General features: G+C 66.6%; 16 protein-coding genes. 6 read left to right on the top strand and 10 right to left on the bottom strand.

Features of this window, described 5'->3' with window-relative positions; all coding sequences use genetic code 11:
* Positions 1-30: 30 nt before the first annotated feature.
* The 6 genes from ATF69_RS05300 (at position 31) to htpG (ending at position 8,662) form a co-directional block, all read left to right on the top strand.
* Entirely contained in the window at positions 31-639 is a 609-nt protein-coding gene (locus tag ATF69_RS05300; protein ID WP_056060061.1) for a methylamine utilization protein, read from the top strand.
* Positions 636-2,972 carry a putative bifunctional diguanylate cyclase/phosphodiesterase gene (locus ATF69_RS05295; RefSeq protein WP_146870119.1) on the top strand — a complete coding sequence of 779 codons (2,337 nt, stop codon included), beginning with the start codon at positions 636-638 and terminating at the stop codon, positions 2,970-2,972. The genes ATF69_RS05300 and ATF69_RS05295 overlap by 4 nt, the downstream gene beginning before the upstream one ends.
* A 322-nt stretch (positions 2,973-3,294) precedes the next feature.
* Positions 3,295-4,155 (top strand): pseudouridine synthase, encoded by an 861-nt coding sequence (locus ATF69_RS05290; protein ID WP_233194301.1) that lies wholly within the window; start codon positions 3,295-3,297, stop codon positions 4,153-4,155.
* A 41-nt stretch (positions 4,156-4,196) separates the two neighbouring features.
* Entirely contained in the window at positions 4,197-5,498 is a 1,302-nt protein-coding gene (locus ATF69_RS05285; protein ID WP_244303659.1) for an esterase/lipase family protein, read from the top strand.
* 96 nt (positions 5,499-5,594) lie between these two features.
* Positions 5,595-6,530, top strand: a complete 936-nt coding sequence (locus ATF69_RS05280; protein WP_099731391.1) for an exopolyphosphatase — start codon at positions 5,595-5,597, stop codon at positions 6,528-6,530.
* Between the two features lie 158 nt (positions 6,531-6,688).
* On the top strand, positions 6,689-8,662 hold the full coding sequence (htpG, locus tag ATF69_RS05275) for a molecular chaperone HtpG (protein ID WP_146870118.1): 1,974 nt from the start codon (positions 6,689-6,691) through the stop codon (positions 8,660-8,662).
* 175 nt (positions 8,663-8,837) lie between these two features.
* Here the strand turns inward: htpG and ATF69_RS05270 are convergent, their stop codons facing one another.
* From ATF69_RS05270 to ATF69_RS05225, 10 genes are all read right to left on the bottom strand, one after another.
* Positions 8,838-9,146, bottom strand: coding sequence for a hypothetical protein (locus ATF69_RS05270; protein WP_121941839.1), 309 nt, complete (start codon positions 9,144-9,146; stop codon positions 8,838-8,840).
* A gap of 61 nt (positions 9,147-9,207) precedes the next feature.
* On the bottom strand, positions 9,208-9,975 hold the full coding sequence (locus ATF69_RS05265) for a response regulator transcription factor (protein WP_146870117.1): 768 nt from the start codon (positions 9,973-9,975) through the stop codon (positions 9,208-9,210).
* Between the two features lie 166 nt (positions 9,976-10,141).
* Complete coding sequence (locus ATF69_RS05260) at positions 10,142-11,200, bottom strand: serine/threonine protein kinase (RefSeq protein ID WP_146870116.1); 1,059 nt, start codon at positions 11,198-11,200, stop codon at positions 10,142-10,144.
* Positions 11,201-11,244: 44 nt separating this feature from the next.
* The gene (locus ATF69_RS05255) at positions 11,245-12,339 is read right to left on the bottom strand and encodes a DUF2855 family protein (protein WP_146870115.1); all 1,095 of its coding nucleotides are present in this window, start codon (positions 12,337-12,339) and stop codon (positions 11,245-11,247) included.
* 97 nt (positions 12,340-12,436) lie between these two features.
* A complete protein-coding gene (locus ATF69_RS05250) occupies positions 12,437-13,876 on the bottom strand; it encodes a serine/threonine protein kinase (protein WP_146870114.1) in 1,440 nt (479 codons plus the stop codon).
* 1 nt (position 13,877) lies between these two features.
* The gene (locus ATF69_RS05245; protein ID WP_146870113.1) at positions 13,878-14,636 is read right to left on the bottom strand and encodes a metallophosphoesterase family protein; all 759 of its coding nucleotides are present in this window, start codon (positions 14,634-14,636) and stop codon (positions 13,878-13,880) included.
* A gap of 134 nt (positions 14,637-14,770) precedes the next feature.
* On the bottom strand, positions 14,771-15,157 hold the full coding sequence (locus ATF69_RS05240) for a DUF1304 domain-containing protein (RefSeq protein WP_146870112.1): 387 nt from the start codon (positions 15,155-15,157) through the stop codon (positions 14,771-14,773).
* 4 nt (positions 15,158-15,161) lie between these two features.
* A complete protein-coding gene (locus ATF69_RS05235) occupies positions 15,162-15,578 on the bottom strand; it encodes an organic hydroperoxide resistance protein (RefSeq protein ID WP_146870111.1) in 417 nt (138 codons plus the stop codon).
* A 72-nt stretch (positions 15,579-15,650) separates the two neighbouring features.
* A complete protein-coding gene (locus tag ATF69_RS05230) occupies positions 15,651-16,115 on the bottom strand; it encodes a MarR family winged helix-turn-helix transcriptional regulator (RefSeq protein ID WP_146870110.1) in 465 nt (154 codons plus the stop codon).
* Between the two features lie 271 nt (positions 16,116-16,386).
* Complete coding sequence (locus ATF69_RS05225) at positions 16,387-17,205, bottom strand: crotonase/enoyl-CoA hydratase family protein (RefSeq protein WP_146870109.1); 819 nt, start codon at positions 17,203-17,205, stop codon at positions 16,387-16,389.
* Positions 17,206-17,282: the final 77 nt, after the last annotated feature.

Below are 17,282 nucleotides of genomic sequence, written 5' to 3'. Positions count from 1 at the left end.
CGCGCGGTGCGCCAAGCCTTGCGTCACGCCATGCGTACCTCGTCAGCGGCACTCGCTGCGCTGGCGTTGGTGGCCGGCGGCGCGCAGGCAGGCACCGTGCAGGTGGATGTGTCCGACGCTGCGGGCAAGCCTGTGGCCGATGCGGTGGTGTTCCTGGACTCGGCCGAGGCGCGCAAGCAGGTCAAACCGCTGACCGGTGTGGAGATGGCGCAGGAGAAACGGCAGTTTGTGCCCGGCCTGCTGGTGGTGCCGGTGGGCACCGAGGTGCTGTTCCCCAACCGCGACTCGGTGCGGCACCATGTGTACTCCTTCTCGCCGGCCAAGAAGTTCGAACTCAAGCTCTACAGCGGCACGCCATCCAACCCGGTGCTGTTTGACAAGGCCGGTGTGGTGGCCCTGGGCTGCAACATCCATGACCAGATGGTGGGCTGGGTGCTGGTGGTGGACACGCCGTACTACGCCCGTACCCCCGCCGCCACGGGCAAGGCGCAGCTCGACAATGTGCCGCCCGGCACCTACACGCTGCGCACCTGGCACACCCGCCTGCCGGTGGGTGCCCCAGCCCTGGAGCAGGCGCTGACCGTGCCCGCTACAGGCTCCGCCACGGCGTCTGTGCGCATGACGGGGTTGCAACCTTGAAGCGGCTGCGCCTGGCCCGGCGCAGCCTGATCCTGCGGTTGGTGGGGTTGTCGCTGCTGCTGCTGCTCATCGTGCAGGCGGCAGGGTTTGCCGTGGTGCGGGCCTCCATCGACCGCAATGCCCGCGCCCAGATCGCGCGGGCCCTGGACCTGGACGAAAACATCTGGCGCCGCCTGCTCGACCAGAATGCCGAGCAGCTGCGCCAGGGATCGGCCCTGCTCGCGGCTGACTATGGCTTTCGCTCGGCGGTCAACTCGGGGGACGAGGAAACCATTCAGTCGGTGCTGGAGAACCATGGCAGCCGCATCGGCGCAGCCGTGACTGCGCTGCTCGGAACGGACCTGGAGCTGCGCGCGGTCAGCCTGTCCGACAGCATGGAGCAATTCCCGGCCACGCTGCGGCAGGTGGTGCCGCGCCTGGCGCAGCAGCCCCAGGGCAGCCAGATCGCGGTGATGGATGGCGTGCCCTACCAGTTCGTGATGGTGCCCATGCGTGCGCCGGTGGTCATTGGCTGGGTGTTGATGGGTTTTCGCATTGACCAGTCGCGTGCCGACGAAATGCGGCAGCTCTTATCGGTGCATGTGGCCCTGATGATCAAGTCCCCGGAGGGGGCGATGACCCTGTCGGTCAGCACCTTGCCCGCAGATGCGCGGGCCTTGCTGCTGAGCACCGGTGGCGCGGCAGGCGAGCTGCAGACAGCCGAGGGCACCTTGCTCGCGCGCTCCAGCAAGCTCGACAGCGTGGGGGGGGAGGTGCACTCGCTGCTGCTGCGTTCGGTGGACGAGGTGGTGGCGCCTTATCGCCAGCTGCAGGTGTTGCTGGCCATCATCACCGTGGCGGGTGTGCTGCTGTTTGCGGCAGGCACGGGCCTGGTGGCGCAACGGCTCACCACGCCCCTGCGCTCGCTGCTGGCGGCCACGCAGCGGCTCTCACGCGGTGAATACGATGTTCCGCTGGAGCACACCGACCGCACGGACGAGATCGGCAACCTGGCGCGTTCGTTCGATCACATGCGCGTGGACATCGGCGCGCAGCAAACCGAAATCCGCCGCCTCGCCTACTGGGACCGCCTGACGGGCCTGCCCAACCGGGAGCGCTTTCGTGACGCCGTGGTGCAGGCCATCGCCGCAAGTGCCGATCCTGCGCAGCCGCTGGCCGTGCTCACGCTGGACCTGGACCGCTTCAAGCATGTCAACGACGTGCTGGGCTACGCCTTTGGCGACCGCCTGCTGCAGGCCGTGGCCGAGCGTCTGAGCCAGCAGGTGCGTTCGCCCGATGACATGGTGGCGCGCCTGGGGGGCAATGAGTTCGCCATCCTGCTGCAGCGCGCCGATGCCGCTGCGGCACACGAGATTGCCCAGCGCATCAACCAGTCGTTCGAGCAACCGCTGGCCTTTGAGGACCAGACGGTGGACCTGAGCGCAGGCATTGGTTTTGCCTGCTGGCCGGGCAATGCGGGTGACGCCGACACGCTGCTCAGCCGCTCTGAAATCGCCATGTATGCCGCTAAGCGCAAGCTCAGCGGAGCCCTGCAGTACGACGCAGCCTTTGATTCGTCCAGTGCGCAGACCCTGTCGCTGCTGACCGAGCTGCGCCACGCCGTGGAGCACCATGAGTTGCGCCTGTACCTGCAGCCCAAGGTGCCCTTGCACGGGCAGCCGGGCCTGGCGGCCGAGGCGCTGGTGCGCTGGCAGCACCCGCAGCGCGGGCTGGTGCCGCCCATGCAGTTCATCCCGTTTGCCGAGCAGACCGGGTTTGTGCGCCACCTCACGCTGTGGATGTTTGAAGAAGTCGCGCGCCTGCTGGCCGACCCGCGCACGCAGGGCCTGCCGCTCAGGGTGTCGGTCAACCTCTCCACCCGCGACCTTCTTGACCCCGAGCTGAGCCACCGGCTCGCTGACATCCTGGGGCGCCACGGAGTGGCGGCCAGTGCCTTTTGCCTGGAGATCACCGAAAGCGCGATCATGGACGATCCGCAGCGCGCCGAGGCCATGCTCAACCGCTTGTCGGAGCAGGGTTTCAAGCTGTCCATCGACGATTTCGGCACGGGCTATTCGTCGCTGGCCTACCTCAAGCGCCTGCCGGTCGATGAGCTCAAGATCGACAAGTCGTTTGTGATGGGCATGGAGACGGGCGAAGACGACGCGATGATCGTGCGCTCGACCATCGACCTGGCGCACAACCTCGGGCTCACCGTGGTGGCCGAAGGCGTGGAGACCGCCGCCATCCTGGAGCGCCTGCGCCTCCTGGCCTGCGACGAGGCGCAGGGGTATCACATTGCGCGGCCCCTGCCGGTGGATGATTTCCTGGCCTGGCAGGCCCGCCAGGGGTAGCTGGCGCCAGGCCGTTGCATCTCAGTTTGGGGGCGAAGAACCTGTTCAAAGCAGTTCACAGGCGAAAATACACGCAATGTCTTCCTCCTCCTCTCCCCCGCCTGCGGGCTCCGCTGCTGCCCCAGCCTCTGACGCTGGCGGCTCCACGCCTGCTTCTTCCTCTGCGCCTGCCGCGCGTCCCGTGCTGCGCCGCCCGACCCTGGCGGCCAAGCCTGCGCCTGCACGGCCTGCGCCGCCACCCAGGGCCCCCCGTCCCTCCCGCGCTCCAGCGCAGCCCAGCTACCGCGTCGCGTCAGGCGCCTTTGTGGCGCCCGTGCGCCAGGTGCCTGCGCCGGCCACCAGCACCGTGGGGGGCTTGCCCACCTCGCGCCTGAACAAGCGCATGGCCGAGCTGGGTCTGTGCTCGCGCCGCGAGGCCGACGACTGGGTAGAGCAGGGCTGGGTCAAGGTCAACGGCGTGGTGGCGACCATGGGCCAGCAGGTCACGGCGGCCGACCGCATCGAGGTGGACAAGATTGCCCAGGGTTTCCAGGAGCAGCGCGTCACCATCCTGCTGAACAAGCCCATTGGCTATGTGAGCGGCCAGGCCGAGGACGGTCACACGCCCGCCGTGGCGCTGATCAACCCCCGCACCCACTGGCGCGATGACCCCAGCCGCAACCGCTTCTCCCCGCCGCAGCTGCGGGGCCTGGCACCTTGCGGGCGGCTCGATATCGACTCGGTGGGCCTCTTGGTGCTGACCCAGGACGGCCGCGTGGCCCGGCAGATCATTGGCGAGGACTCCGAGATGGAAAAGGAGTACCTGGTGCGCGTGGTCTACCAGGCCCCCGGTCAGGCGGTGCCACGCCACCCCGGCGAGCGCTCCGCGCCGCTGCAGGAAATCGACGAGCGTGACCCGGTCAGCACCAATGTGCAGGCGGTGTTTCCCCGAGAGTTGCTGGAACGCCTGCGCCATGGCCTGAGCCTGGACGGCGAACCGCTCAAGCCCGCCAAGGTCGATTGGCAAAACCCCGAGCAGCTGCGGTTTGTGCTCACCGAGGGCAAAAAACGCCAGATCCGCCGCATGTGCGAATTGGTGGGGCTCAAGGTGGTGGGTCTCAAGCGCATCCGCATCGGCCGCGTGACCTTGGGCAACCTGCCTGTGGGGCAGTGGCGTTATCTTTCGCCCAACGAGCGGTTCTGAGAGCCCCGGGCTCCCTGACATTTTTTAAACGGAGCCCTTTCATGCCCCCACCGTCCACACCCCGGCTGCGCAAGCCTGCTGCTTCTGCCCCTCCGGTCGACGGCGCCACTGCGGCGAAGGCCAACCCGCTGCGCCAGTTGCGGGCGTCCGACCTGCGCGGTGTCGCGCGCCTGGCCGCGCAGGCTACCACCGGCATCAGCCGGGTGGCCGAGGGGGTGCACCAGTCGGTGCTGGGCACGCTGGGGCTGCCGGGCGGTGACCAGCCGGGTCGTACGCGGGGGCTGACCGGGTTGGTGTACCAAAGCATCCGGGGGGTAACGCAGCTGGTGGAAGCGGGCCTGCAAGCCGGGCTGGCGCGGCTGGAACCGTTTTTTGCTCCGGCCATGTCATCCGACGCAGTGCATTGGGAGCGCGAGGCGGTCATCGCCGCGCTCAATGGCGTGATGGGCGACCGCCTGCAACGCGACGGCAACCCGCTGTGCACGCAGATGGGCTGGTACCAGCACGGTCTGCCCCTGGACTTGCGCGCGCTGGCTGCACCGGGCGCCGCCACAGGCAAGCTCCTGGTGCTGGTGCATGGCCTGTGCATGAACGACCTGCAGTGGCTGCGCCATGGCCACGACCATGGCGCCCATCTGGCCGAGGCCTTGGGCTACACCCCTGTCTACCTGCGCTACAACACCGGCCAGCACACATCCACCAACGGGGCCGAGTTATCGGCCCTGCTTGCATCCCTGGTGGCTTCGTGGCCCGTGCCGGTGACGGAGCTGTCCATCCTGGCCCACAGCATGGGTGGGCTGGTGGCGCGCAGCGCCTGTCACCATGCCGCGCAGGCCCCGGCAGGTTCCGGCGGCTGGCTGCCCCGGCTGCGCCACCTGGTTTTTCTGGGCACCCCGCACCACGGCGCGCCCCTGGAGCGCGCGGGCCACTGGGTGGATGTGCTGCTGGGCAGCACCGCGTACTCACGCCCCTTTGCCCGCCTGGCCCAGTTGCGCAGTGCGGGCATCACCGACCTGCGCTATGGCCATGTGCTCGATACGGACTGGCAGGGGCGCGATCGCTTTCGCAAAAGCCCCGACCAGCGCACCCCGGTGCCGCTGCCTTCCGCCGTGGCGTGCCACGCGGTGGCGGCCACCCTGGCTGCGCGGCGCAGCCCGGTGGGCGAGCGGTTGGTGGGGGACGGGTTGGTGCCCTTGCACAGTGCGCTGGGCATCCACGATGATCCCCAAAGGACGCTGGGCTTTGCCAAGGCCCGGCAGGCGGTGTTCTATCGCCTGGGCCACCTGGACCTGCTGGCAGATGCGGGCGTGGCCCGGCAGCTGCAGGAATGGATGCAGGTATGAGTACCTGGGCGGCCTGCTTTTTGACGCAGGCGGCGCTTGCCAGGGGCCGGGGCGCGGCTACCATGTCGCGGTGCGCTACGTAACAAGGAGAATTTAGTGAGTGATGCGAAATACCGCCTGGTGACCCGCAGTGACTTTGACGGCCTGGTCTGCGCGGTGCTGCTCAATGAGCTGAACCTGATCGACGAGATCACTTTTGTTCACCCCAAGGACATGCAGGACGGCAAGGTGCCTATCACCAGCCGCGATATCACCACCAACCTGCCCTACGTGCCGGGTGCGCACCTGGTGTTCGACCACCACGAGTCCGAAACCATCCGCAACTCGGGTCGCCGCGACGAGAACCACATCATCGAGGCCCACGCCCCCTCGGCAGCGCGCGTGGTCTACAACCACTATGGCGGCAAGGCCGCGTTCCCGCGCATCACCGACGAGATGATGGCCGCCGTGGACCAGGCCGACTCGGCGCAGTATTCACGCGACGACATCCTCAACCCCCAGGGCTGGGTGTTGCTGAACTACCTCATGGACTCGCGCACGGGCCTGGGGCGTTTTCGGGAGTTCCGCATCAGCAACTATGCGCTGATGATGGACCTGATCCAGTATTGCCGCGACCACACCATCGACGAGATCCTGGCGCTGCCCGATGTGCAAGAGCGCGTCAATCTGTACCGCGAGCACGCCCCCAAGGCCCAGGCCCAGCTGCAAAGCTGTGCCATTCGCATCGGCAATCTGGTGGTGCTGGACCTGCGCGACGAGGAAACCATCTGGGCCACCAACCGGTTCATGATCTATGCGTTGTTTCCACAGTGCAACATCTCCATCCACGTGATGTGGGGCCTGCAGAAGCAGAACACGGTGTTTGCCACCGGCAAGTCCATTCTGGACCGCAGCAGCAAGACCCACGTGGGTAACCTGATGCTGGAGTTTGGCGGCGGCGGCCACGCGGCGGCGGGCACCTGCCAGGTGGCCAACGACAAGGCCGACACCATGCTCAAGACGCTGATCGAGCGCATCACCACCGACGGCTGAGCACAGAGGCCCGGCCGGGCGGTCAACGATCGCCATGCCTGGCCCTTGAAAAACGGGCGCACGCCCCTACATCACGCCTGCTGGTTCGGCAGGCGTGATTTTTTGTGCCGATCCTATTCGTATTCGTTCAGACCGATTTCCATAGAGAGAACCCCTCCATGAGCAAGCAAACCCTGTCGTTCCAGGCCGAAGTGGCCCAGCTGCTGCACCTGGTTACCCATTCGCTGTATTCCAACCAGGAAATCTTCCTGCGCGAGTTGATCTCCAACGCGTCGGACGCCTGCGACAAGCTGCGTTTTGAGGCGCTGGACAAGCCCGACCTGTACGAAGACGCGCCCAACCTTGAAGTGCGCGTGACGTTCGACAAGGCCGCCAAGACGCTCACCATCACCGACAACGGCATAGGCATGAGCCAGCAGGAGGCCATCGACCACCTGGGCACCATCGCCAAGAGCGGCACCAAGGACTTCATGGGCAAGCTCAGCGGCGACCAGAAGGCGGACGCCCAGCTCATCGGCCAGTTCGGCGTGGGCTTCTACTCCGGCTTCATCGTGGCCGACAAGATCACGGTGGAATCCCGCCGTGCGGGCCTGAAGGCCGAAGAAGGCGTGCGCTGGATCAGTGGCGGCACGGGCGACTTCGAGGTGGAAACCATCACCCGCGCCCCGCGCGGCACCAGCATCATCCTGCACCTGCGCGACGACGCCGAGGAATACCTCAACGCCTGGAAGCTCAAGCAGGTCATCGCCAAATACTCCGACCATATCAGCCTGCCCATCCTGATGGAAAAGGAAGAGTGGAAAGACGGCGAGCTGATCAACCCCAATGACGAAAACGGCGGCCGCCAGCCCGGCGGCATGGTCAAAACCGGCGAGTGGGAAACCATCAACAAGGCCAGCGCCCTGTGGACGCGCCCCAAGAAGGACATCACCGAAGAGCAGTACGCCGAATTCTACAAAACCATCAGCCACGACCACGAGGCCCCGCTGACCTGGGCGCACAACCGCGTCGAGGGCAATACCGAGTACACGCAGCTGCTGTACATCCCTGCCAAGGCGCCGTTTGACCTGTGGAACCGCGACAAGAAGGCGGGCGTGAAGCTGTACGTGAAGCGTGTGTTCATCATGGACGACGCCGAGGCGTTGATGCCCACCTACCTGCGCTTCGTCAAGGGCGTGATCGACTCGGCCGACTTGCCGCTGAATGTGAGTCGTGAACTGCTGCAGGAAAGCCGTGATGTGCGTGCCATCCGCGAAGGCTCGACCAAGCGCGTGCTCTCGATGCTGGAAGACCTGGCCAAGCACGACAAGCACGACACCGCAGCGGGCGCCGACGGCGTGACCGACGTGGTGGATGCCGACGACAAGGCCAAGGAAGGCAAGTACACGCAGTTCTACAGCGAGTTTGGCGCCGTGCTGAAAGAAGGCCTGGGCGAAGATTTTGGCAACCGCGAGCGCTTGGCCAAGCTGCTGCGTTTTGCATCCACCACCAGCGACGCCGTGACGGTCGGTTTTGCCGATTACAAGGCCCGCATGAAGGAAGGCCAGGAGGCGATCTACTACATCACTGCCGACACCCTGGCTGCTGCCAAGAACAGTCCACAGCTCGAAGTTTTCAAGAAAAAGGGCATCGAGGTCCTGCTGATGACCGACCGCGTGGACGAGTGGGCACTGAACTACCTGCACGAGTTTGACGGCACCCCGCTGCAAAGCGTGGCCAAGGGCGCTGTGGACCTGGGCAAGTTGCAGGACGAGGCCGAGAAGAAGGCCGCTGAAGAGGCTGCCGAGGCGTTCAAGCCCGTGCTCGCCAAGCTCAAGGAAGCCCTGAAGGACAAGGCCGAAGACGTGCGCGTGACCACCCGCCTCGTCGACTCGCCCGCCTGCCTGGTGGTGCAGGACGACGGCATGAGCACCCAGCTGGCGCGCATGCTCAAGCAGGCCGGCCAGCAGGCGCCCGAGACCAAGCCTGTGCTGGAGGTGAATGCCGAGCACGCGCTGGTCAAGAAGCTCGACGGCAGCGTGCACTTTCATGACCTGGCGCACATCCTGTTCGATCAGGCCCTGCTGGCCGAAGGCGGCTTGCCAGAAGACCCAGCGGCCTATGTGAAGCGTGTGAACGCCTTGCTGGTCTGACCCTGGACGTTTTGCCGGTAAAGCGGCAGCGGGCGCTAGTTCCATATGCGCTGGCTGCTATCAAATTTGAATCCCGGTGGTGCCAGGCATCACCGGGATTTTTTCTTACCGACGGACGGTGGCAGACGCTGCGGCTGGGCTTTTTGCCCCTGGTGGCGAGGGTGCGTATGGCTCGTCAGTCCTGGGACTCGGCCAGTTCCAGGATGCGTGCATGCGCCTGGTTGCGCTCCGCCGGGTCGGCGTCGATCAGCATCTTGAGTGCACCGTCGGGCAGCAGCAGGCCTTTGCGGCGATCGGCCTTGACCGGCATGTTGCGCCAGCCCGATAGCACCAGCCAGTCCCACAACTCAGTGGACACAGGGTGGGTGACCAGCATCTTCACCGTTCCCCGCACGATGAACACCCCCACAACAGGCAGCGAGCCCACAGGCGCTGGCCGACGCGGTTGGCGGATCGATAGGGCGTTGCGGATCCAGTCTTTCATGGGGGCACTGCGTACGGGGTGGGATGCCTGGCAGCATAGCCCAGCGTCGCCCGCAATGCCATCAGCTTGTTGCCAGTTGCGGCTGGAGGTCGCTGCGCTCTGGCAATGGCTCGGTAGCGGGTGCTGTAGTTTCACTTTTCTGCGGTAGCGACACCGCATCCAGCCGGTACCCCACCCCATACACCGCCGTGATCGTGTAGCCGTTGGCCTCCGTCAACTGCAGCTTGCTGCGCAGCCGCGACATGTGGGTGTCCAGGGAGCGCGAAGGGGTGTCGGTGGCGTCGCTCCATACCGCTTCGCGCAGGTGTGAGCGCGACAGCAGGCGGCCCGCGTTGCGGAACAGGAACAGCGCGAGTTCGTATTCGCGGTGTTTGAGCCCGATGGCTTGGCCCTGGATGTGCAGGGTGCGTTGTTCCGCGTCAAAGCGGTACACGCCAAACTCCAGCCGGGCGCCCATGGACTGGGGAAAGGCGCGGCGCAGCAGGGCGGTGGCGCGGGCCACCAGTTCCCCCATGCGCAGGGGCTTGCTCATGAAGTCGTCGGCACCCCGCGACAGGGCCTCGACCACGTCGCGTTCATCGCTGCGGCGGGTGATGAACAGGATGGGCGGCTGCATGCCGTGGGTGTTGCGCACGGTCTGTACCACGTCGGTGCCCTCCATGTCGGGCAGGTGCCAGTCCACGATCAGCAGGTCGAAGGTGTCGTTGCGCAGCGCCTGCAGCAGGCTGGTGCCGTCGGCAAAGGTGTGGCACACGTGCTGGTGGCATTCCAGGGTGCCCTTGATCTGCTCCAGCAGGAGCGGGTCGTCGTCAAGGACTGCGATGCGCATGGGGATGGGCTCTGGGGGTTGGCACCCCGTTGGAATCAACAAAACACCCCCAATTGGGGAGCGCTTTGATGTTGCCCCACATCTGCCCGCCGTGCGCGCGGGTTGACAATCGTTTGCAATGGCCGAGCCTGCGCTGGTGGGGCCTGTCCCCGCCCGATCCGCCTTGTCAGGCCACCAGCGGTTCTTCCTCCATCGCCTCGATCTGCTCGATCAGCATGTCCACCTGCCCGCGCCAGTAGTCGCTGGTGCCAAACCAGGGAAAGTTCACCGGGAAGATCGGGTCTTGCCAGCGACGCGCGAGCCAGGCGCTGTAGTGGATCAGGCGCAAGGTGCGCAGCGGCTCGATGAGTGCCAGCTCGCGGCGGTCGAAGCTGCGGAACTGCTCGTAGCCGTCGATCAGGGCGCCGAGCTGGTGGGTGCGCTGGCGCCGGTCTCCCGACAGCAGCATCCACAGATCCTGCACGGCCGGACCCATGCGCGCGTCGTCCAGGTCCACAAAGTGCGGACCGCCGCGGCCCCATTCATCCAGCGGGGTCCAGAGGATGTTGCCGGGGTGGCAGTCGCCGTGCAGGCGGATCATGGTGGCATTGTTCAAGCCAAATTGGCCTGTAGCGCCAGTGGAATATGCGCTGGCAGCTATCAAATCAAGAGCTTTGTCGCACTGGGCCTTCCAGGCGGCTTGCATGTCGAGCGGGATGATCTCGTTCATCAGCAGCCAGTCGCGCGATGCCGTGCCGAAGGTGGCCAGGTCCAGCGTGGGCCGGTGTGCAAAGGGCTGGGCGGCGCCCACGGTGTGGATGCGGGCCAGAAAGCGGCCGATCCATTCCAGCACTTCAAAGTCGTCCAGCTCGGGCTGGCGCCCGCCGCGCCAGGGGCTGACGGAGAACGCAAAGCCATCGTGCTGGTGCAGGGTGGCGCCGTTCAGCACCAGCGGGCCCACGGCGGGCACCTCGGCGGCCATCAGCTCGGCGGCAAAGGCGTGTTCTTCGAGGATCTGCGCTCCGCTCCAGCGGCCTGGGCGGTAGAACTTGGCCACCACGCGCTCGCCGTCTTCCAGCGTGACCTGGTACACCCGGTTCTCGTACGACGACAGGGCCATGAGGCGGCCATCGCCGTACAGGCCCACGCCAGCCAGTGCGTCCAGCACCTGGTCGGGGGTGAGGCGGGCGTAGGGGTGCTGGTCGTTGGCGGGGTTGGTAGCGGTATCGGGGGGCAATGGGGTCATGCCCCATTGTCGCCGCCATGCCCTTGGCCGCCGGGTTGAGTGCTTTAAGCGGGCAGCATCGTCGCGATATGCCCCGCGCGCGGGTCGCCGCTGCCCGCCAGGACGCTCGCAAACAGGGTTTGCGTGGCCTGGGGGCCCGCATGGCGCTGCACCACCAGCCAGGGCTGCGGCCCCGACGACACGGCGGCGCTGAACTGGTTCCAGGCCGCTACCAGGCGGTCGTTCAGGCCCTGGGCGCCCCAGTCGGCGTGGCGCTTCTTGACCTGGGCGGGCGCAAAGAACATCACCGGGCGCGGGCCGGGCAGCTGGCCGGCTCCGCCCAGGTCCTGCACGTGGCTGGCGCCCACCGAGCAGCTGTAGGCCAGGCCCGTGAAGTGGGCGTGGATGCGCTGGCGCAGGCCCACGCTGCCCGCAAAGTCGATGTAGACACTGGGCGTCGCGCCGTCGATCTGGTCCAGTGTGTCGTAGGTGACCACGCGGCTGTAGCAGCCCAGGCTTTCGCAAAACGCCACATTGCCCGGCGAGGTGAGGCCAATGACCTCGATGCCCTCCCGCTGTGCAAGCTGGAAGGCGGTGCCGTAGGCCGTTTTGCTCGACGCGCTGGACAGCAGCATGCGCTTGGCGCCAAAGAACTGCTGGTCGGCCAGAAAATCGTCGATGAGCCACGAGGTGATGAACAGCGGCCGCAGCAGTGCCTGCACGTCCTCGTTGTCGGCGCGGTACAGCCCGTCGGTGCTGGTGCGCAGGTAGTGGTTGTAGACCGCATGCAGGCCCGCGCGGTGCGGGGCGCCGTCGCTGAAGCCCGTGGGGTTGACACGCTGGGGCGACAGCACGGCCTGGCTGGCCGTGGGCCAGTAGCCATACAGCCGCTCGCCCACCGCCACGGCCGGGTGCAGCGACTGCACCACGGTGCCGAAGCCCCACACGGGCACGATGCCCCAGCCGGCCTCGCCGGTGGGGAAGAACTGCCAGTAGTTCAGCATGTCGCCCAGCGCGGCATAGGTGATGTTGTTGGCCGTGAGGGCAAAGGACTCGACCCGCACGCGGACCTGGCCCTCGGCCAGCGGGGTGTCGTCGGTGGTCAACAGGCGGGTGGTGGCCAGCTGGTCCTGGCGCACGAGAAGGGTGGTGGTGCTCATGCCGCGACGCTAAACCAAAGCGTGCCCGCGCTCAAGCGGCGCGCGCCGCCTGGGCGACAGGTGTGCGGCGTGGCGGTGCGCCGGAATGCTGACGGGCTCAGTCCGCCGTGGGCTGGGCCAGTTGCTCGAAAGGCAGCGCCTGCTTGACCAGGATGACGGTGCAGGGCGCATCGCGCGCCACGCGCATGGGCACCGTGGCAAAAAAGCGCTGGGTTTGCAGCCCGTGGGTGGCGGCGCCCAGGATCATCATGCTCACGTGGTTGCTGGCCGCATAGCGCACCAGCGCCTGGGCCACGTCGCCCGCTTCGAGCACGTGGTAGCTCACGGCATGCCCGGTCAGGTCCAGACCCTGGGCCCACTGGCGCAGGCGTGCCATGTGCTGGCGGTGCAGCGTGGTTTCGCTGCGGTTGCTGTCGCTGGTGCTGCTGGCGCCGGGCGAGATCACCGTCACGCAGGCCAGCCGCGCGCCGGGGCGGATGCCCAGCGAGCGGGCCACGGCCTGGCGCAGCGAGTACAGCGTGGCATCGCTCACATCGGCATGGGGCACGGCGACCATCAGGATGGGCGTGTCCTCGATCTGCTGCGAGGGCAGGGGGCTGGGCGTGTAGTGCATGCCCGCAGCACGCAACCAGCGCCGCACGTGCGTGCGCAGTGGAGTGCGCTCGGTGCGTTCGCCGCGTTCGGTAACCAGCACCTGTTCGGGGTTCGACAGGTCGAAGGCCAGGTGCGCGGCCGACGGGTAGCGGCTCCCTGCCTCAGGCTCCAGGCAGCGCAGGATGACCTCCTGCAGCCAGGGCGGGATGTCGGCGCGGTGTTTGCGCGGCGGGGCAGGCGTCATCCACAGGCGCTGTCGCATGCCGCCGTTGGTGGTGGGCGCGCCAAAGGGCAGCTCGCCCGTGGCCAGCTCGTACAGCATCACGCCGATGGCAAAGATGTCGCTGCGCGGGTCGCCACGCACACCCACCACCTGCTCGGGGGCGATCCACGCGGGCGAGCCCACGGCCTGGCGCATTTCCTCGGCCAGCAGGTCGGGGTAGTGCGCGTGGCACGACAGGCCAAAGTCCAGCAGCACGGCCGTGCCATCTTCCTTGATGAGCACGTTGGCAGGTTTGAGGTCGAGGTGGCACACGTTCTGCTGGTGCAGGCTGTGCGCCGCGCGCGCGGTGGCCGCGCCCAGGCGTGCGATGGTTGCTGTGTCGCAGCGGCCAGGCCCTTCGTCCAGCCAGTGCTGCAGCGTCTGGCCGGGGATGTATTCCATGACCAGGTAGGGCAGACGCACCAGGTCGCCCGCCGCCACAAAACGCGGCACATGCGGGCCGCTGAGCACGGGCAGGATCTGCAGCTCGACCTCGAAGCTCACGATGTTCTCGGCCCCGTCGCCCGCCGTCATGCGCGGGATCTTCATCGCCATGGCAAAGCCGGGGCTGCGGTCGGCCTGCGCGTATTCCACGGCGTAGATGTGGGCCATGCCGCCCGCGTGGATGCAGTCCACCACGCGGAAGCCGTCGATCTCGGTGCCGGGTTCCAGCAGTTTCATGTCACTGGCCTTTTTCGAGCCGATCGGCGTAGAAGCCGGGCAGGCCCGCCGCGCGGATGGCGGCGGCGGCGGCCAGGTGGTCGTAGGGCACGCGGTAGAACGTGATCTGCTTGGCGATGTCGTCGAACAGCGCGTACATGGCGCGTGCATCGCCGTCGCGCGGCTGGCCCACCGAGCCCACAATGCCCAGCCACTGGCGGTGTGTCGGCACGGGCACGGGCACGCCGGGCTCGGGCGCAAAGCGCATCAGCTTGGCGGTGGGCGTGAGGAAGTACAGCACCTGCTCGTGCACATGGCCGCTGAACACGTAGCGGATGGCGGGGTCGAGGGCCTGGGCCGCAGTCATGCTGCGCTCGGCGGCGTTGGAGTCCTCCACATACCGCCACTGCGCGGGCATGTCGGCACTGGCGTGCACCAGCAAGGCGCTGCTGCCCAGCCGCGCCGTGAGCGGCAGCGACTGCAAAAAGGCGATGTGGCTGTTGCCGAGCTGGTCGTGCGTCCATTGCGCTCCCAGCTCGCTGCGGTTGCGTGGGTTGGCAGGCGGGGCCAGGGCCATGGCGTCATGGTTGCCCAGCACACACAGGGCACCTTGCTGGGCCAGGTCGCGCACCTGCTCCACCACGGCCACGGGCTCGCCGCCGTACCCCACCAGGTCGCCCAGCAGCGCAAATTGTTCGGCGCCCTGTGCGCGGGCGTGTTGCAGGCAGGCGTCCAGGGCCTGGCGGTTGGCGTGGATGTCGGACAGCAGGGCGATTTTCATGTTGTTGTCTCCAACCCCATCATCGCGCGCATGGCTGAATGGCAGCTTGCAGGCGGCAGCACCTGCGTGGATTCAAAGAAAAAATAGCTGCCAGCGCTTGTTGATCAAGCGCTGGCAGCTATGGTTTTGGTAGCTCAGAGGCTGCGCTGGGCGGTGGGTTTTTTGTCCAGCGCCAGCACCAGGCCCAGCGCAATGATCGCGGGCAGCGCCTGGCTGAAGAAGATCTTGGGCGCTGCGGTGGCGGCGCCAAATACCCCGGCCACGATCACGCAGGCCAGGAAGAAGATCTTGAACACCCGGTTGCCGGTGAACAGCCCCCAGAACAGGCCTGCCGCCAGAAAACCGTTGTACAGCCCCTGGTTGGCCGCCAGCGTGGTGGTGGCGTCGGCCAGCTCCTGGGTCAGGCTGAAGGTTTTCATGCCCAGGGGCTTGTTCCAGAAGAACATTTCGAGCACGAGGATGTACACATGCTCGATGGCCACCAGGGCCACCGCGATGCGGGCAATCAGCAGGCGGCCCATGGTCTTAGACGATCGTGATGGTCACGTCGATGTTGCCGCGCGTGGCGTTGGAGTAGGGGCAGACCTGGTGGGCTGCGTCCACCAGCTTCTGGGCGGTTTCCTTTTCCAGGCCGGGCAGGCTGATGGTCAGGCGGGCGGCGATGCCGTAGGCGTTCGGGATGGGGCCCAGGTCCACTTCGGCGTCGATGGACACGTCCTGGGGCACAGGAATGCCGATCTTGCCGCCGACGGCCTTCATCGCGCCGATGAAGCAGGCTGCGTAGCCGGAGGCAAACAGCTGCTCGGGGTTGGTGCCGGTGCCGGACGTGCCGGGCGAGGACAGCTTGACTTCCAGGCGGCCGTCATCGGTCTTGGCGGCGCCATCGCGGCCACCGGTCACGTGCGACTTGGCGGTGTACAGGACTTTTTCGAGCTTGGTCATGGTGTCTTCCTTGCGGTTGTTGCCCACTGGCGGGCGGTGGAGGGAATCGGTTCTTGCGTTGTCTGCAGGCCGTCAGCGTTGCTCGCTGAGCCGGTCTCGCAGCTGCTTGAGTTCGGTGGTCAAGGTGGTCAGCTCGGCAATCGAGCACTGGCTGCTTTGCAGCACACAGGGCGGGATGGCCTCGGCCTGGTCGCGCAGTGCGCGGCCTTGCGACGTGAGGGTGATGCGCACGCGGCGCTCGTCCTGCACATCGCGCAACCGGGCAATGTGGCCCTGCGCCTCCAGGCGCTTGAGCAACGGCGTGAGCGTGCCGGAGTCGAGGAACAGGCGCTCGCCCAGCTCGGAGACGGTCACGCCATCCTGCTCCCACAGCACCAGCATCACGAGGTACTGGGGGTAGGTCAGGCCGATCTGGTCGAGCAGCGGTTTGTACAGCTTGGTCATCGCCAGCGAGGCGGAATACAGCGCAAAGCAGACCTGGTTGTCCAGCCGCAGGATGGCGGGGCTGGGAGTGTGGGGTGTGCTGTGGCTGGGCATGGAGTGAATTGTGGGTGCAAATTCAATTGTGTGCAATTGAATTGTGAAAAACTTTGTTAATGGATGGGATTGTGTGGGTGGGGGAGCGGCGCCGCGCCATCGGTGCTACTCGCGCGTACCGCTTGCGCAGGTGGGGGAGCTGTGCCCCCTTCACCCTCGGGAAATTGCTATCAATAGCAGAGCTGCTAGCGCATGATTCATATGCGCTAGCAGTCGATTGGGCTTGCAATTTGGCATGTAGTGGCTCGGACGACGACGAACCACCAGGCCCTCAGCGCCCGCTGAACTGCCCGGGCCGGCGCTCGACAAAAGCGCGCACGCCTTCGGCCGCATCCTCGCTGTTGGCCAGTTCCTTCTGCACCGGGATGAAGTCCGCCACCGCAGCCGCCTGGCCTTGCTCGATGGCTTTGAGCACATTCAGGCGAGTGGCGACCACCGCGCGCGGCGCCTGTGCGGCAATGCGCTGGGCAATCGCCAAGGCTTCGTCCAGCTCCTGGCCAGCCGGCACCACTTTCTGCACAAAGTTCAGGCGGTACGCCTCGGCGCTGCCAAACTCGTCGGCCGTCAGCAGGTGCAGCAGCGCATTGCCCGTGCCCGCGCGCTCGGCCATGCGCAGCGTGGCGCCGCCTGTGGCCATGATGCCGCGCTGCACCTCCATCTGCGAGAAGCGGCAGTTGTCGGCCGCCACCACGATGTCGGCGCCCAGCATCAGCTCGATGCCCACTGTGAAGCAGATGCCCTTGACCGCCACCACCATGGGCTTGGTGCGGCGCCGGTAGCCGGGCAGGCCGTAGTCATGGGGCTCCACCAGGCCTTCGGGGATGGCTTTTTCGCCGCGCTGCATGTAGGCGCTCACGGCGGGCAGGTCCAGTCCGGCCGTGAAGTGGTCGCCCATGGCATGCAGCACACCGACGCGCAACTCGGGGTCATCGTCGAGGCGGGTGTAAGCCTCGGCCAGCTGGCGGAACATGGGCGGCGTCCAGCCGTTGCGCTTGGCCGGGCGGTTGATGCCGATCAGCAGCACGTGGCCGAGCACCAGGGTGTCGATGTTGCCCTCGGGCGGGGGCGTGGTGGGGGGGATGTTTGTCATGGGCGCGGGTCTCCTGGCCCATGATTGAAAACGCTTCAAGCGTTGTGCGCCGTCTCAATCGAGACAGCGCAGCCGAT

Origin of the sequence: Acidovorax delafieldii, from assembly GCF_007993815.1 — a bacterium.
In the GTDB taxonomy this organism is placed as follows: domain Bacteria; phylum Pseudomonadota; class Gammaproteobacteria; order Burkholderiales; family Burkholderiaceae_C; genus Acidovorax; species Acidovorax delafieldii.
The sequence above is the reverse complement of the archived record's forward strand: the minus strand, read 5'-3'. Positions and strand labels throughout refer to the sequence as shown.

Bases quoted from the DNA above. Each gene is read 5' to 3' on its own strand.
- ATF69_RS05300 (WP_056060061.1), top strand. From the start codon at position 31: ATGCGTACCTCGTCAGCGGCACTCGCTGCGCTGGCGTTGGTGGCCGGC.
- ATF69_RS05285 (WP_244303659.1), top strand. From the start codon at position 4,197: ATGCCCCCACCGTCCACACCCCGGCTGCGCAAGCCTGCTGCTTCTGCC.
- htpG (WP_146870118.1), top strand. From the start codon at position 6,689: ATGAGCAAGCAAACCCTGTCGTTCCAGGCCGAAGTGGCCCAGCTGCTG.
- ATF69_RS05270 (WP_121941839.1), bottom strand. From the start codon at position 9,146: ATGAAAGACTGGATCCGCAACGCCCTATCGATCCGCCAACCGCGTCGG.
- ATF69_RS05265 (WP_146870117.1), bottom strand. From the start codon at position 9,975: ATGCGCATCGCAGTCCTTGACGACGACCCGCTCCTGCTGGAGCAGATC.
- ATF69_RS05260 (WP_146870116.1), bottom strand. From the start codon at position 11,200: ATGACCCCATTGCCCCCCGATACCGCTACCAACCCCGCCAACGACCAG.
- ATF69_RS05255 (WP_146870115.1), bottom strand. From the start codon at position 12,339: ATGAGCACCACCACCCTTCTCGTGCGCCAGGACCAGCTGGCCACCACC.
- ATF69_RS05250 (WP_146870114.1), bottom strand. From the start codon at position 13,876: ATGAAACTGCTGGAACCCGGCACCGAGATCGACGGCTTCCGCGTGGTG.
- ATF69_RS05245 (WP_146870113.1), bottom strand. From the start codon at position 14,636: ATGAAAATCGCCCTGCTGTCCGACATCCACGCCAACCGCCAGGCCCTG.
- ATF69_RS05240 (WP_146870112.1), bottom strand. From the start codon at position 15,157: ATGGGCCGCCTGCTGATTGCCCGCATCGCGGTGGCCCTGGTGGCCATC.
- ATF69_RS05235 (WP_146870111.1), bottom strand. From the start codon at position 15,578: ATGACCAAGCTCGAAAAAGTCCTGTACACCGCCAAGTCGCACGTGACC.
- ATF69_RS05230 (WP_146870110.1), bottom strand. From the start codon at position 16,115: ATGCCCAGCCACAGCACACCCCACACTCCCAGCCCCGCCATCCTGCGG.
- ATF69_RS05225 (WP_146870109.1), bottom strand. From the start codon at position 17,205: ATGACAAACATCCCCCCCACCACGCCCCCGCCCGAGGGCAACATCGAC.